Origin of the sequence: [Chlorobium] sp. 445 (assembly GCA_002763895.1) — a bacterium.
Classification (GTDB): domain Bacteria; phylum Bacteroidota; class Chlorobiia; order Chlorobiales; family Thermochlorobacteraceae; genus Thermochlorobacter.
On record NSLH01000015.1, the window covers coordinates 47119 to 61518 of the forward strand.

General features: G+C 46.7%; 11 protein-coding genes and 1 pseudogene. 9 read left to right on the forward strand and 3 right to left on the reverse strand.

Annotation, left to right across the window (positions count from 1 at the left end):
- The first annotated feature begins 83 nt into the window (after nt 1-83).
- From CMR00_07625 to CMR00_07635, 3 genes and pseudogenes are all read left to right on the forward strand, one after another.
- The gene (locus CMR00_07625) at nt 84-1124 is read left to right on the forward strand and encodes a D-alanine--D-alanine ligase (protein ID PIO47961.1); all 1041 of its coding nucleotides are present in this window, start codon (nt 84-86) and stop codon (nt 1122-1124) included.
- 47 nt (nt 1125-1171) lie between these two features.
- Complete coding sequence (locus tag CMR00_07630) at nt 1172-2740, forward strand: hypothetical protein (protein ID PIO47962.1); 1569 nt, start codon at nt 1172-1174, stop codon at nt 2738-2740.
- A gap of 24 nt (nt 2741-2764) precedes the next feature.
- Nucleotides 2765-4128 (forward strand): annotated as a pseudogene (locus tag CMR00_07635) (DNA-binding response regulator).
- 93 nt (nt 4129-4221) lie between these two features.
- Here CMR00_07635 and CMR00_07640 read toward each other — a convergent pair.
- The 3 genes from CMR00_07640 to CMR00_07650 form a co-directional block, all read right to left on the reverse strand.
- A complete protein-coding gene (locus CMR00_07640) occupies nt 4222-5559 on the reverse strand; it encodes a hypothetical protein (protein ID PIO47963.1) in 1338 nt (445 codons plus the stop codon).
- A 94-nt stretch (nt 5560-5653) separates the two neighbouring features.
- Nucleotides 5654-7516, reverse strand: coding sequence for an aminopeptidase (locus tag CMR00_07645; GenBank protein PIO47964.1), 1863 nt, complete (start codon nt 7514-7516; stop codon nt 5654-5656).
- A gap of 57 nt (nt 7517-7573) precedes the next feature.
- Nucleotides 7574-8170 carry a 3-methyladenine DNA glycosylase gene (locus CMR00_07650; GenBank protein ID PIO47965.1) on the reverse strand — a complete coding sequence of 199 codons (597 nt, stop codon included), beginning with the start codon at nt 8168-8170 and terminating at the stop codon, nt 7574-7576.
- Nucleotides 8171-8377: 207 nt separating this feature from the next.
- On the opposite strand from CMR00_07650, the gene CMR00_07655 reads away from it, so the two are divergent.
- The 6 genes from CMR00_07655 to CMR00_07680 all read left to right on the forward strand — a co-directional run bounded on the left by CMR00_07655 (nt 8378) and on the right by CMR00_07680 (nt 14229).
- Nucleotides 8378-8851: a hypothetical protein gene (locus tag CMR00_07655; protein PIO47966.1), complete on the forward strand. Its 474-nt coding sequence runs from the start codon at nt 8378-8380 to the stop codon at nt 8849-8851.
- 165 nt (nt 8852-9016) lie between these two features.
- On the forward strand, nt 9017-11071 hold the full coding sequence (locus CMR00_07660; protein PIO47967.1) for an excinuclease ABC subunit B: 2055 nt from the start codon (nt 9017-9019) through the stop codon (nt 11069-11071).
- A complete protein-coding gene (locus CMR00_07665; GenBank protein ID PIO47968.1) occupies nt 11072-11758 on the forward strand; it encodes a hypothetical protein in 687 nt (228 codons plus the stop codon).
- 200 nt (nt 11759-11958) lie between these two features.
- On the forward strand, nt 11959-12480 hold the full coding sequence (locus CMR00_07670) for a hypothetical protein (GenBank protein PIO47973.1): 522 nt from the start codon (nt 11959-11961) through the stop codon (nt 12478-12480).
- A 125-nt stretch (nt 12481-12605) separates the two neighbouring features.
- Nucleotides 12606-12803: a 30S ribosomal protein S21 gene (gene rpsU, locus CMR00_07675; GenBank protein ID PIO47969.1), complete on the forward strand. Its 198-nt coding sequence runs from the start codon at nt 12606-12608 to the stop codon at nt 12801-12803.
- A 319-nt stretch (nt 12804-13122) separates the two neighbouring features.
- Nucleotides 13123-14229, forward strand: coding sequence for a bacteriochlorophyll a protein (locus CMR00_07680; GenBank protein PIO47970.1), 1107 nt, complete (start codon nt 13123-13125; stop codon nt 14227-14229).
- The last annotated feature ends 171 nt before the right edge of the window (nt 14230-14400 follow it).

Sequence of the window (14400 nt, forward strand, 5' to 3'; positions counted from 1 at the left end):
ATGCTGCATCAAAATAGTTTTTTTCATCAATTTGTATCTTTTCACTCATCACTAAAGCCTTTGCGGGTTTAACTTAATTTGCTATGGCTCATTTTGTTGTCATCTACAACAGTGTTCCTGATAGACATTCTCTCTCGCACGATTTGAAGTCTGAACTTGGCTTGCTGCAAGTTGCGCAGGGGGTCGCAGAAGCCCTGCGAGAGTATCATCAAGTCAGTCTTTTGCCGTTTATGGGCGATGTCATTTTGCTTGGCGAACACCTGCGTGCCCTAAAGCCTGATGCGGCTTTCAATCTCTTCGAAGGTGCATATGGCTTTTCGAAGTCGGAAGTCTTTGTGCCTATCACACTGGATTTGCTACAGATTCCTTACACAGGCTCATCAGCTCGGACGCTTGAGACTTGTGTGCAAAAATCCCTTACCAAGAAAATTCTTTTGCGCCGCGGTGTTCCCACACCACGCTTTCAAGTCTTTGACATCGGCACTGCTATTGAGACAGAGCTAACTTTCCCAATTTTTGTTAAACCTGAATGTGAAGATGCAAGTCTTGGCATCTCGAATGATTCAGTTGTCTATACACAAAGTCAGTTAGAGAAACAGGTAGAGACCATCTGGCAGAAGTTTTCTCAGCCGGCATTATGTGAAGAGTTTATTGACGGACGAGAGTTCAATGTCGCAATACTCGGTGATTCGGACTATGAGCAAACTATTGGGCATCCTTTCGCACCGAAGGTCTTGCCCATCTCAGAGATTAGCTTCACGACGCTGCCTGACGGCTACCAACGCATTGTCAGTTATAATGCCAAATGGGAAGAAAGCAGTGTCGAGTATCAAGCAACTCAACCGCTTTGTCCTGCACCGATTGATCTCAAACTTGAACTTGAACTCAAACAACTTGCCCTGCGCGCGTTCAACGCTTTGGGCTGCCGTGATTACGCACGCATTGATTTTCGCTACTCTAACGACGGTAAACTCTACGTAATTGATGTCAATCCCAATCCTGACATTTCACCTGATGCTGGACTTGCGCGCTCTGCTCAAGCAGCTGGCTACGACTATAACCGCCTCATTCAAACTATCGCTGATTTTGCTTTGAACCGAACCTGTCGACTGCGCAGGGATTAAAATTTTAGACGAACTTTTAGAGATCAAACCCTCTATCTTCGGAGGCTATGCGCAAAGAAGTTGCTGTGCTTCAAGAGTCTATTGCTGACCTTGCTCGTGAAGCGGTCTTGCTGCTCAACGACCCCACAGGGGTTTATCAGATGAATTTTTCACTTGAGACCTTCACGGAAAAGGAATTGCGTGATTTCTTCAAAGTTGCGCTTACCGATTTATGCAACGACCTTGCTGATGAGACTACAGACAAGCTCAAAAAGCATCTGGTTCGCATGAGCGATTTTCTTTCCGAGCTAAGAATCGATGAGCGGCTTCGGCTTTTACTTTCAATGAAGAAGGTCTTGCTGCAAAAACTTGCGTCACTGACGCTCTACACGACCCCTACAGCTATTCGGCTCTCGCAAATTATTGACGAATGTATGCTTGAAATGGCATATAACTATGAAATTGAACTCATGAAATCGGAGACCACCGATATGCTGGTTGCCGATGAAATTGCTGATGAACTTTATCGCACGCGCAAAAAACTCGAAAAGCAAAAGAATTTTATCACCTCGCTGATTGAAAACTCACCGGACGCCATCACGCTGCTTGACTCAAAACGGCGCGTAACGCTGTGGAATAATGCTGCAACAGAGCTGCTTGGCTATAAGCAAACGCAGATTGTTGGCAAAAGTCTGGATAAAATTGCACTGGAGGAAGGTGATCTGCGCTCTATTCTGCGCGAAGCAGAAAAAAAAGGTAAACTCTTCGGTGCAGAACTTACACTCAAAACCCAAGATGAGCGGCATTTGCCAGTTTCAGTCTCCGTTTCCACGATTGACTCTACTTCGGAGAAAGAGCCGCATTTTGTTGTCGTCATGCGTGATGCTTCTGAACTTCGACAAATGCGCGATCAAGTTATTGATGCCGAGCGTCTATCGGCGATGGCAAAAATTGCAGGGGCTGTGGCACATGAAGTTCGCAACCCGCTCAATTCGCTTCTACTCAATCTTGATTTGCTTGAAGATGAACTGTTGACAAACGCTAGCCAAAAAATTCAGCAGCAGCTCATGATTCTGCGCGAGGAAATTGAAAAACTCAACGATATTGTCAGTAACTACCTCTCGCTCTCGCGTCTTAACAAGGCTGACTTTGCAGTGATGAACATTAGCAATGTGCTTGAACAAATCATAGAAAAAAGCGCTGCAAACTTTACATTGATGCGCAAGCAAGTCACATTCAAACGGCACTATGCAGACTCAGCTGCCTCACTTTTTGCATACATCGATGAGCGGCAGTTTTCACGCGTCTTCGTCAATCTCTTTCAGAATGCTTTGGAGTCCGCTCGTCCTGATGTGCCGTGCGAAATTGACATTGCACTCTATCAAGAGCAGTCCTCAGCCGTCATTGAGGTGTGCGACAATGGCGAAGGACTTGATGAGGAGACGCTTGAGAAAATTTTTACCCCATTTTATTCTACTAAGTCGGGCGGTACGGGACTTGGACTGTATATTGTGCGTGAGATTATGCAGGCGCATCGTGGCGATATTGAAATCAAAAACCGTACAGATGCGCGCGGTGCTATAGTGCGTTTGCTTTTGCCTCTTGCAGAAAAAACAATTCCAGAGGTCGTTTCATAACTTTGCTCTGTAACTTTACTCAGTATGATCAAAATTCTTATTGTCGATGACGAAAAAAATACCCGCGACGCCTTGTGCGATGGGCTTCAAAAACCGGATGAACGCAAACTTTATGCAGCTGAAAATGCTCGCGAAGCCCTTCGCATTATGCATGAGGAAGACCTTGACCTTGTCATTACAGACCTCAAAATTCCCGATTCTGACGGCGTTAAGCTGCTCAAAGACATCAAGAAGCATGACCCGAACATCGTCGTTATTGTCATGACCGCTTATGGCACGGTCGATAGCGCTGTTGAGGCTATGAAACTTGGCGCTTACGACTACATTCAGAAGCCATTTCGCATGGGCGACATTCGGCGCTTGGTTTCGCGTGCCCTTGAGACCCGTCTGCTGCTGATGGAAAATGCTAAACTCCGTCAGCAACTTGGCGCAAAGTATTTGCCACACAACATTGTGGGCTTTAGTCCGCTTTTCCGTGAAATACTTGCCACTGTCGAGAAGGTTGCACCCTCGCGCGCAACGGTATTGCTTCTCGGCGAAAGTGGTACGGGCAAAGAAGTTATTGCGCGTGCAATTCACGAGATGAGCGGGCGGCGCGATAAGCCCTTCATTAAAGTAAACTGCGGTGCACTGCCCGATTCACTTTTGGAGTCCGAGCTCTTCGGTTATGAAAAAGGCGCTTTTACAAACGCACTAAGACAAAAGAAAGGACGCTTTGAACTGGCTCATGGTGGCACCATTTTTTAGATGAAATTGCCGATATGCCCACACCGCTCCAAGTCAAACTCTTGCGCATTTTGCAAGATGGCGAGTTCGAGCGCCTTGGCGGTGAAGAAACATTCAAAGTCGATGTCAGGGTGATTGCCGCCACAAACAAAGATATTGATAAAGAGATTGAGCAAGGTCGATTCCGTGAAGACCTCTACTACCGGCTTAATGTCATTAAACTAAAATTGCCGCCGCTTCGACAGCGTCAGGACGATATTATTCCGCTGGCTCAACACTTCCTAGAAAAATATGCACTGCTTAACGCAAAATCCATTAAGGGCATTTCACCCGAAGCTGCTCGTCTTTTAGAAGGGCATCAATGGCGAGGCAATGTGCGTGAACTTGAAAATGTTATTGAGCGTGCAGCTGTGCTTTGCTCTGGCGATATGATTCAAAAAGAGCACTTACCCGACTACATTACAGGACAAGACAGCACAAAAGTTGTCTCATTTCGTATTGGCACCACACTCGAAGAAATTGAAGAAGTGATGATTGCGCGCACATTAGAAGCCACAGGCGGTAGCAAAGAAGAAGCTGCACGACTTTTGGGCATTGGCGTTGCGACACTTTACCGCAAACTTAAGGATAATGCGGAAGCTAACTCCACTGCAAAGGACTGAAACTGGCTCTGTGTTAGTCAAAAGCCAAAATGATGAAACAGACAGCAGTATGCGTGAAATGCGTTTCTGAATAGCGTCAAACTCTGCTATCGCTTAGCGAATGCGATTTCGTGCATCCCACTCTGGGCGTAGCAAGCGATAATTGCCAAAGCCAGAGACATCGACGAAGATAAGGCGCAAATTGTGCTGCTGATACTCCCAGATTTCGTACGGACGCTGATTCATCATTGGTGGCTGGCGCTCAATAAAGTCAGGCATGCCGTACTTGATGAAAATCCTGCCCATATCTGTTCGCCAGCCTTCTGCATAGCTTGCAAAATTTTGATTAGCATATTCTATGCGTGAGTAATACTCCGTCTGAAGTTCGTTTTCTTCCGTGCCCGGCGAAGGATCGTACTTTTTCCAAAATTCATTAAAGAGTCTGATTTTCTCGTCCGCTGTCTTGGCTTCACGCATCTTCGAGATTTCTTCCCATGTAGCGATATACTCAAGCTGCTCGATGGCTTTGTCAATATCTTGAATCAAGAAAGAGGCGCCTTGCACGCGCGCAAAAAACGTGATGACAGACTCATCAATGATGGTGTTGTTTTCTTCTATGCCAATCTTGAGCACATAGTCCCCACCCCTAATGCTTTGACTATTGAGTGTATCCAAGATGCGCGTTTGTTTGCCGGCTGGCACCAGCGTTCTGTGGTAAGTATCCACAACTTGCTCTCGTCGTGTGCGATGTGTAATGACATATTTTAGCGTAACCAGATCGCGCGTCTCCGCATTGTAAATTTCATAGTAAATCTGCGGTCCTACTTCCTTTGGATTGAGCGCTACAACAGATGAGAGATTTGGTGAGTACTCCACTTTGCCTGTGCTATCAAACTCCGTTCGCACAATCATAATCGAGGAAATTGTCGGTACATTACGCTTGAAGTCTTTGACCGCCACAGTTCGTTTTTGTTCTGAACTGCGTCCTGATTCTTTGTCTCTGAATTGAATAATAGCGGTATAATTGCCCGGTGGCAAATCCACATTAAAGCTCATCTCGCGCGCAAGGTCTTTTGAGACCGTCTGTGCATAGTATGTCGTGCTTACAGTGTCTGTCCAAAGTTTTTCACAGACCATTGTGCCTTTTTCATTCAGGAAACTTGCAATCACTTCATACATCGCTGTAAAAGTATTGCCTTGCTTAGCAAATGTGAGTCGTGAGTACTTGACGCGCACATAAAGCGTGAGCAGGCTCTCGCCTTTTTCGCCTTGAAAGTTGAATAGATTAGCTTCAAAGTCGGGCTGCGCCTGCATGTTTGTTGGACGACCTTGCGCACCGCCCTCAATCGAGAAACTTGCAATGATAAGTCCTAATAGACAGAGCATTCGGACAGCTTGCGTCAGCATCGGATATGTCCCATTTCTTCTCATACTCACGTTCCTCTTTTTCATTTTGTCAGATTTGTTATTATGAGCATCTCTGCGTGGTCAGCAGACGATGCACCGATTCTTGATTGCACTGCGCACAGAGCAGGCTGATTGTGCCTTACTTGGTTTTGCTTGGAAACTCTACGCGCAGTGTTACTTTTTCGCTGCCGCGCATCACAACAATATCTACGCTGTCGCCCGGCTTTGTTTCACGAATGGCTTCTGTGTAGTCATAGATATTGCGAATCGTACGCGCACCAAATTGTACGATAATATCGCCCGCTTTCAATCCACTTTTCTCTGCTAAGCTGCCTTCACGCACGCCGTCGAGCTCTACGCCATTGACTTCCTTTGCATAATTTGGAATGGTGCCCAGCGAGACCCGAAAGCCTGCGGACGTCGAGCGCGATGACGAGACCAGACTATCCGCAACTGCCTTAGTGAAGGTTAGACGTGTCAGACGCTCATCGATTCTGTCAATGATACGCGAGATGTACTTCAGTGTTTGTGCTTGCGCCTGCGCGTTGATTTTCTCCCACGTGTCAGTTGGCTTATGGTAATTTGCGTGATTACCTGTGAAGAAAAACAGGACGGAAATGCCTTTGCTATAAAAACTGCTGTGGTCGCTTGGACCGTATCCGTCTTGCGTTAATTTGAGTTTGAATTCGCCATTATTTTCTGCCTTACACACTTCTTCAAGTTCTGCTGCTGTACCAACTCCACCTATTGCCAGTGCTGAATCTTTCATTCTTCCAATCATATCCATATTGATCATCACGTTGATTTTCTCGAGCGGGAATAGCGGATTTTGCACAAAATGTGCTGAACCCAAAAGCCCCATTTCTTCTGCACCAAATGCGATAAAGACAAAATTGCGTTTGATCTTGTTGCGTTGTGCGGCATAGTAGCGCGCCAGTTCAAGCAGTCCCGCCGTGCCACTGGCATTGTCATCTGCACCGTAGTGAATCTTTCGCTCATTTGGTGCCAGCGACCCACTGCCTGGTCCACCATAACCTAAGTGATCATAATGGGCGCCGATAACGATATACTCATCGCTGACCAGTGAATCGTTTGCAGGTAAGTAGCCAATCACATTTGCGGTTTTAGCTTTTTCACGAATGAGGTCTACTGAAATAGCCACATCTTTCTTTAACACGAAGGATTCCGGCTTGCGCGTCTGATTTATTCGGGCTTGGAGCGTCTTCAACTCTTCTTCACTTTTGCCCAGCAAGGCTACTGCTACGGCTCGTGTTACACTCAGCGCAAGAATGCCTGCATCCGCCGCAAGTCGATCGCGCGTGAGTTCAATGAGCGCATCTTCTTCAAAATCTACAGCGCCTGAAAAAATCAGAGCTGCCAGTGCACCTTTTTCTCGAGCTTGTGTGAGCTTGCGATACAGTGAGGAGGCTTCATAAAATTCACTGTGCGGGTTGTTTCCATCTGGATTCTGACGCATCATCACTACCACTTTGCCTTTCACATCAAGCCCTGCATAATCGTTATAGTTTTCTGTTGAGAGACCGTAGCCGACAAAGACCACTTCTTTTGCGCTCACTTTGCCAGATGACGAATAGCCCAGTGGCAAGAAATCTCTTTCAAGTTTTGCCGACACTTGTCGCCGCTTGCCTTTAGCTTGAAAGACCAGAGAATTTTTTTTGCCCAGCGATAAGGCTTTGGGGACCCAGAACTCCTGCCTGTAATCTTCACTGAAGGCTTTCAGACCTAAAAATTTGAAATAGTTTTGGATGTAGGATGCTGCAAGCTCACCGCCTTTTGTGCCTGCCGCACGTCCTTCGAATTCATCGCTGGCTAAAATTTTGATATGCTTGAGGAGTGTGTCGGGAGAAATTTTCTGTCTTGCACTTGGCTCGTCTTCTTTTAATACAGCGCTGCCCACAGACAGCATTGACAGACTTGCGAAGACAAGTAAAGCAATTAAACTCTTTAACTTCATTGCAAAAAAAAGACTTCGTTTGTACAACTTTAGTGCATTTTCGCATAAAGTTAGAAAAAGTCAATGAATCGCAACACGATGACTCTATGCTGCAGGTTTGCCTTTTGAGACAAACAGATTGCCTCTGATAAAATATCGCCAAGGTAATTCTCTTGCTTGTGTGATGCCCACGCGCGCCGAGACCCCGATTTGGCTTGCTGGCACAGTTTCACCTTCTGCAATGAAGAGTTCTTGGCTTTGAAAACTTATGCCGTTTTGCGCTCGTGTGATGTTCAGTGCTTGTGTGAGTTTTCCCGGTCCGCTCAGCAAATTGGTAATGTCTTCTATGGGTCGGAACTTCTGCATCATTTTGATACCTTCTATTGGCTCCAGCGCACGAATGAGCACCGCCGCCGCTTCACCTTCAGGTTCAGTTACCACATTGAGCATGAAGTGATTACCGTAAGCAAAATAAACGTAAGCGTGTCCTGCTGCGCCAAACATGACGCGGTTGCGTTCTGTGATACCACGATAGGCGTGGCATGCCGCATCGATTGAGGCAATGTAGCCTTCGGTCTCCACGATTTTTCCAACCATGACGTGTTTGCCGATGCGTCGCACCAAGTATTTTCCCAAAAGAGCTTGGGCAACTTCAAGCGTTGGCTCTGCATAAAATTCTGGCGGCAACTTTTGCCAGTTCATGCTTCGTTTTCTTTGAACAAGTTGACTAGACGGAAGATTTTAGATGCATGAAATTTGATGTTTTGTTTCTTACTGCACAATGCTCAAATTTACACTCAGTATGCAGTTCTGTGCATTTGATTTGTTTGATTTTCTCTCGGTCTTGCAATTGAGACTTGGCGCAGGCGTGGTATATTGGAACTTTCCAACGCTACAACACACTGGACTATGCGGCATCTCAAGCCGATACTTCTTGTCTTCTCAGCGCTGATGATTGGGAAAACCGTGTTAGCTCAACAAGCGCAATCCGATTTCAAAGATGTGGTAAGTTTGGATGCAATTCTTGCGGCACTTTACGATGTGATTTCAGGTGACGCTAGTAAGCCGAGAGATTGGGATCGCTTTCGCTTGCTCTTTGCACCGGGCGCACGCCTGATGCCCATTGTGCGACTCTCTTCTGGCAAAGACACACTGCGTGTTATGACCCCAGACGATTATGTCGAGAGCAGCAAAAAGCGATTTGCTCAGAGAGGTTTTTTGAGAAGGAAATTGCGCGGCGCACTGAGCGCTATGGTAATTTGGTTCATGTATTTAGCACCTATGAAGCGCGAGAGCAAGCAAGCGACGAAAAGCCCTTTATTCGCGGTATCAATAGTATTCAATTGCTTTACGACCGTACCCGCTGGTATATTGTCTCTGTGATGTGGCAAGCTGAAAGTGCAGAGCTTCCACTACCCGAGAAGTATCTGAAAACCGTACCCTAGCACTGTGGTAGTGTGTTATTTGCGTGTAATTTCAAGGCGCACACCGCACCAGTAATTGTCGCTCATCATTAAAAATATCACCACAAAAAATTAGTCAGCTGTGATGAGTAAACTTGCTCTGAACCGAAAGTTTGAACTTGTCTCCGACTACAAACCCATGGGCGATCAGCCCAAAGCTATCGCTGAACTTACTGAAGGTGTCTTACGCGGCGATAAGGCACAAACACTGCTTGGTGTTACAGGCTCAGGCAAAACCTTCACGATTTCAAATGTAATTGCTAATGTCAATAAACCCACGCTTGTCATCTCGCACAACAAAACGCTGGCTGCGCAGCTCTATGGTGAGTTCAAGCAGTTTTTCCCGAACAATGCCGTAGAGTATTTCATCAGCTATTACGACTTCTATCAGCCCGAGGCTTACATTCCTGCAACCGACAAATACATTGCCAAGGACTTTCGCATCAACGATGAAATTGACCGACTGAGACTGCGCGCCACAAGTGCTTTGCTCTCAGGACGCCGTGATGTTATTGTCGTCAGCTCGGTAAGTTGCATCTATGGCTTAGGCTCGCCTGAAGAATGGGCGGCGCAAGTCATTACAATTGAGCAAGGTGAAGCCCGTACGCGCAAAAGTCTTTTGCAAGAGCTGGTCTCTATTCACTACACGCGCAATGACAGCGAGTTTACGCGCGGTAAATTTCGTGTGCGTGGGGATAGCATTGACATTGTGCCTGCCTATGACGACTATGGCATTAGAGTTGAATTTTTCGGTGATGAAATTGACGCTCTTTATTTGCTTGACATCAAAACTGGCAATGTGATTGAGCAAGTGGAGCGCATCACTATCTACCCGGCCAAGCAATTTGTAACGATGGAAGAAAATTTGCATCGTGCCATGCGCGACATTCAAACAGAATTGGCTTGGCGGCTCAGTGTGCTGCGCGATGAAGGCAAGTATGTCGAAGCGCAGCGCTTGGAAGAGCGCACTAAATACGACCTTGAGATGATGCGTGAACTTGGCTACTGCTCGGGCATTGAAAACTACTCACGTCATCTTTCTGGACGCAAAGAAGGTGAGCGTCCGTATTGCCTTTTTGATTATTTCCCAGACGATTTTCTCGTGGTCATTGATGAATCACATGTAACGATTCCGCAAATTCGTGCCATGTATGCTGGCGATAGACAGCGCAAAATGGTGCTGGTAGAGCACGGCTTCCGCCTGCCGTCAGCGCTCGACAATCGCCCATTGAAGTTTGAAGAATTCGAAGCGCTCTGCCCGCAAACTATTTTTGTTAGCGCTACACCTGCCGAATATGAACTGCGTCGATCAGGCGGCGTGGTCGTCGAGCAAATTATTCGTCCCACAGGCTTGTTAGACCCTGACATTGAGGTGCGTCCGGTCAAACATCAAATTGATGATTTGCTCGAGGAAATTCGCCAGCGAGTAGAACAGGGCGATAAAATCTTGGTGCTCACGCTCACGAAGCGTATGTCGGAAGATTTGCAGGATTACCTCGATCGGCTTGGTATACGTTGTCAGTATCTACACTCTGAAATCAAAGCTTTGGAGCGCGTGCAAATTTTGCGTGACCTGCGCATGAATGAATTTGATGTGCTCATTGGCGTCAATCTTCTGCGTGAAGGGCTAGATTTGCCTGAAGTTTCACTCGTCGCTATTCTTGATGCCGACAAAGAAGGATTTTTGCGCGATAAAAAATCGCTCCTTCAGATTGCTGGACGCGCCGCACGCAACGCCAACGGCAAAGTTATTCTCTACGCCGACAAAATCACCGCTTCCATGCAGCAAGTGATTGACGAGACACGCCGTCGTCGTCAGTTGCAGCAAGCCTACAATGAGACGCATGGCATTACGCCTAAGACTATCAAAAAATCGCTTGAGCAAGTGATCACATCAACCAGTGTAGCGGATGCAAATCGCAAGCTGCAGAAAGAGCGGCTCGGCATTCAAAGTTTTAATCCTGAAAATGTGCTCTTAGAAGTGATGAGTCAGATGACAACTGAAGATAAACTTAAGATGCTGGCGGATATGTATGCTGAAATGTACGATGCTGCAGAAAAAACGGAATATGAGCGAGCGGCATACTTGCGCGATGAAATCGCACGTCTGGAAGCTACACTGGATATGCGTAAAAGTTAGATGATCTACGCTGTCATTCCCTGCTACAACGCTGCACACACTTTGCCTGCCTTGCTGCACGCACTTGATGCTATTGTACCAAATGCGCGCACCATCTGTGTCAGCGATGGCTCAACCGATGAGACACTGCATGTGCTGGCTCAGTACCCTGTGCATGTTATTGCACGTCCGCAAAATGAAGGTAAGGGTGCGGCGCTCAAACTTGGTCTTCATTATGCCTTGTTGCAAGGAGCGTCAGCTGTGCTTACTTTGGATAGCGATTTGCAGCATGATCCACACGATGCGCCCAAGTTAATAGATGCACACAGCCAATTTGACTTGGTGATCGGTTCACGTCGGCAAGCTGCGCAATTTCGCAAGTCTCCCATGCCACTGACGCGTCAACTCTCCAACCGCATTAGCTCAGGGCTGCTCTCGCGCCTTTTAGGACAAGATATCTTAGATTCGCAATGTGGCTACCGCCTGATTCGCTCTAGCTGTCTGGAGAAAATCTTACCGCTTTGCAAAGAAACAGGCTACATGTTTGAGACCGAGTTTTTGATTCACGCGGTCAAAAAGGGCTTTAAGATTGGCTTTGTGGAGATTGAAACCATCTATCGGGGTGAGAAAAGTTACATTCGCTATCTGACCGAGACGAAAAACTTTCTCAAGCTGCTATGGCAAGAACGGCGCGTGTCTTCACCTTAGCTTCTTTGCATTTGACTATTTGAGAAAGAGTGTTTACATTCAAGCCCTTTTGAAGCAAAGCCAAGATCAACCAAAAGCATAGAGCAAACTTGCCACAAGTAGAAAAGAAAAAAGCAAAGTCCGAGAAGAAGTCTGCAAAAAGCGCAAAGCACACAAGGAAGAAAACTACACCGAAAGTTGAAGACTTTGTTGCCAATGAGTTGAACGGCACAGCGGAGGACAAGCGCAAGTTCATCATTGCAGGGAAAATCAAACCGTTGTACTGTGATGTCTGTGAAAGGGTATCTAAGCGCGAGTTTGTTGGGGAGTGGAAGCCCAGTGACAAACCTAAAGAGGGAGAAGCGACACAAGATGATGGTGTTGCAAAGTATTGGTTGCGGTGCACCGATTGTGCAGTTGGTGCAGTTCAGCTTGTAGAAGAGTGGAAAATCCAAATTGATCGCGAAAAGAGTTTAGATGAACTCACACGTGAAGAATGCATCGTCTATACGCCGCAATCCATTTATACCGTAGGCGATCCGATTTTCCACGAAGGGTTAAACGAGATTGGCATTGTGCGTTCCAAAGTTACTACATCAAGCGGCATGAATGCCATCAGCGTTGAATTTCGCAATTTAGGGCTGCGCCAGTTGTTGGAAAATGTCTATATCGATGCAGACGGCACGGTATCGGAGACGGGTAAGAAAGGGAAACTTAAACTGGTAAAGAAGTCAAAAAAATGACATGTGCGAGCTTGCTGAAACTTTGTCAGTCAGTTTGCGTTTTTCAACGGTGTTTGGAGAAGTTTAACTGTTATTTTGTTCTTATCAATAACCACTAAATCACACAACTGGAAGGAGGTGAAATCTTGGTCGGAGTTCAAATTATGGAAGGCGAAAGCATCGATAAGATGCTCAAGCGTTTTAAGAAGAAGTATGAGCGTGCGGGTGTTCTCAAAGAGTATCGTCGTCGCACGTATTTCACAAAGCCTTCAGTTGAAATGCGTTTGAAGAAATTGCGCAGTAAGCGTCGTGCACAACGCGCCAATGAAGAGATGAATTCATAAGTGGCGTCGGCAGCAAGAGACCGGCAGTTCATCATCGTATTAGAAGATAACAAGCGAGCCTTTGTGCTCGCTTTTCATTTTAGGTGTGCTTTCTGAAGCGTGTGCAACTATGTAATGAGGTAACAGTTAGACACAAAAGCGACCGAATCGGTTATGCTAAACCAAACAAAACCGCCACGCAGAGTTGTATAGATGCGCGTAAGCCGATAAGTTAGCAGTGCAATGAGTTGTGGTGAGTGAGATATATTAAGTGTGCGAGCCGACTCAGCGCAAAAAAAAGAGTATTTCAACAACCTTATCTGAGAAAAGGAGAATATCTATGGCGCTCTTTGGTGCAGCAGAAGCAACCATCGCCCGCTCAGATTACGAAGTTACGCTGGAAGGCGGCACGAGCACATGGGGAACACTTAAAGCGCGAGCTACCATCAATGTCACGCCCGCGATTCCCTTGCTTCCGACCGACCTTAACATCAAACTCAAATGTAAGCCGATTGGCGATAGCAAAGATGTAGTCCGGTTTTCATGCCTTATTGAGACTGTCGTGGACAGTACGGTCAAGAAACTCACAGTGGAAGCCGATATCGCCAATGAAACGGAAGAGCGGCGTGTTGCGGTAGGCGACGGTGTGGTTACAGTAGGCGATTTCAGCCATGCCTTCTCGTTTGAAGGCTCTGTCGTCAATTTGTATTACTATAAGTCTGATGTGATTCGTCGTAACATTCCAAACCCACGTTACTTGCAAGGACGTCAGTTCCATGACATCTTGATGAAAATTCCGCTCGAAAACGACGACCTGATTTCAACTTGGGAAGCAACACTGTCTAGCATTCGGAATTCAGGTCCGAATTTCGGCGACTGGATTCGTGATTTCTGGTTCATTGGTCCTGCACGTAACGCCCTTGATGAAGGTGGACAACGCATCTCCAATCTGGAGGTGGTGCGCATTGGCACAGAAGGCTCTGCGCAGGAACCGCTTGGGGTCTCCAACTGGCGATTCTCGAATGCAGGCTCTGGTGTCGTTGATGCGATCTCCCGTTGGGTTGAACTTTTCCCCGTAGAAAAACTTTTGGGCCGAGAAGCCCGAATTGAAGGCGCATTTAGTTCTGACTCTCAAGGCATTGAGGTCAAGGTTGATGGCGAATTGCCCGGCCTCTCTATTGACGCTGGCGGTGGGTTGCGTCGAGTCTTAAATCACCCGCTTATCCCGATTATCCATCATGGTATCGTCGGCAAATACAATGACTTCCGGGTTGATACGCAACTGACCATTACACTGCCGAAGGGCTTCAAGATTCGTTATGCCGCACCGCAGTATCGCTACCAAAATAATGAAACCTACAAGTGGTATGGTGGTACCTATGCAAAATGGGTCGAGCATATTTGCAAAGGCGGCACTGGTCAATTTGAAGTCCTTTATGCGCAATAGAACGACGATTGACAATTCGCCCGAGTAACGCAATGTTACTCAATACGGCGGCTTGCAGTACGATTAAATAACTTAAAACCAAAATAGAATGATGACGACCACACTCCTTCCCCCGCTGCAAGCCGCCGAAAATTTGTTGTAGTACAGGCAGTATGCGTAGTGGTAGTAAGC

What these genes read in the sequence shown, in the direction of transcription:
- CMR00_07625 (PIO47961.1), top strand. Translation starts at nt 84, where the DNA reads ATGGCTCATTTTGTTGTCATCTACAACAGTGTTCCTGATAGACATTCT.
- CMR00_07630 (PIO47962.1), top strand. Translation starts at nt 1,172, where the DNA reads ATGCGCAAAGAAGTTGCTGTGCTTCAAGAGTCTATTGCTGACCTTGCT.
- CMR00_07640 (PIO47963.1), bottom strand. Translation starts at nt 5,559, where the DNA reads ATGAAAAAGAGGAACGTGAGTATGAGAAGAAATGGGACATATCCGATG.
- CMR00_07650 (PIO47965.1), bottom strand. Translation starts at nt 8,170, where the DNA reads ATGAACTGGCAAAAGTTGCCGCCAGAATTTTATGCAGAGCCAACGCTT.
- CMR00_07655 (PIO47966.1), top strand. Translation starts at nt 8,378, where the DNA reads ATGCGGCATCTCAAGCCGATACTTCTTGTCTTCTCAGCGCTGATGATT.
- CMR00_07660 (PIO47967.1), top strand. Translation starts at nt 9,017, where the DNA reads ATGAGTAAACTTGCTCTGAACCGAAAGTTTGAACTTGTCTCCGACTAC.
- CMR00_07665 (PIO47968.1), top strand. Translation starts at nt 11,072, where the DNA reads ATGATCTACGCTGTCATTCCCTGCTACAACGCTGCACACACTTTGCCT.
- CMR00_07680 (PIO47970.1), top strand. Translation starts at nt 13,123, where the DNA reads ATGGCGCTCTTTGGTGCAGCAGAAGCAACCATCGCCCGCTCAGATTAC.